General features: G+C 61.5%; 1 pseudogene. It reads right to left on the bottom strand.

The window, feature by feature from the left end:
• A pseudogene (locus tag H9S92_RS14110) lies at nucleotides 1–915 on the bottom strand (hypothetical protein); the annotation flags it as partial.

Here is a 915-nt window from a genome sequence, read left to right as displayed (position 1 = left end):
GAAGGTCCGCGTGAAGCTACCCACACCACAGCTGTTGACGTTGCCCGTGATCGTTTCCGTGATCGTCACCTCGCAGTTGTCCACCCCGGCCGCAGTACCAAAGACGGCGTTGCGCTCCTCGATGGTCGTCTCCGTGATGTCGGCGGGAAGGGCGGCGTTGTACTCAATGCAGCTCAGCGTGACCGGGCTCGGGGGGATACACACGGGGGCGTTCTTGTCCTCCACCAGTACGTCCAGCCAGCAGAAGTTTACGTTGCCGGCGGCGTCCTCTACCCGCAGGCCTACCCGTACCGTGCCCAAGTCAGCACAGGTCAGGATCAGTTCCTGGTCGTATACTTCCAGGGCGATGTTGGCAGCGTTGACGCGGGCAATCGACAGCGTTACACCGGAGCAGTCGTCGTAAGAACCGTTGTCGATGTTCTCCGGCGTCAGGACGGCAAAGCCCGTGGGCAGACCCGTTGTGGAAGAAGAACCGGAAGAGATGCCGATGTTCAGGCCGTCTTCGCAGATCGCAACGGGAGCCGTGCGGTCTTCCACCGTGAAGAGGTAGTCGGAGAAGTCAGAGTTGCCACACTCGTCCGTGTAGGTGTAGCGCAGCAGGTGCGTTCCTACGGGGATGGCCGTCGTGATCTCGGGCGTAGTGTTGTTGGGGTTGACTACGAAGGAGCCGATGGGCGTAGCGTTCAGATCAGCACCGGGGTAGATGTTGGCCGTGATCGTTACGTTGGTTCCGGAGCAGTTGTCTACCGCGCGGACACCGGCGGCGTCAAGGCGGATGTAGGCAGCGCAGATGTTGCCCGCATTGGTCGTGTAGACCAGATCGGCGTCGGTGATGCCGTCAAAGTTGCGGTCCTGCGTCGGGCCGGTGAAGACCGGTGGCGTCGTGTCGCCCACTTTCACCACCTGGGTGAAGGT

Origin of the sequence: Neolewinella lacunae (assembly GCF_014349155.1) — a bacterium.
GTDB classification, from domain to species: Bacteria; Bacteroidota; Bacteroidia; order Chitinophagales; family Saprospiraceae; genus Neolewinella; species Neolewinella lacunae.
Note: the sequence above shows the minus strand (reverse complement) of the source record. Positions and strands in the feature narration are given on the sequence as shown.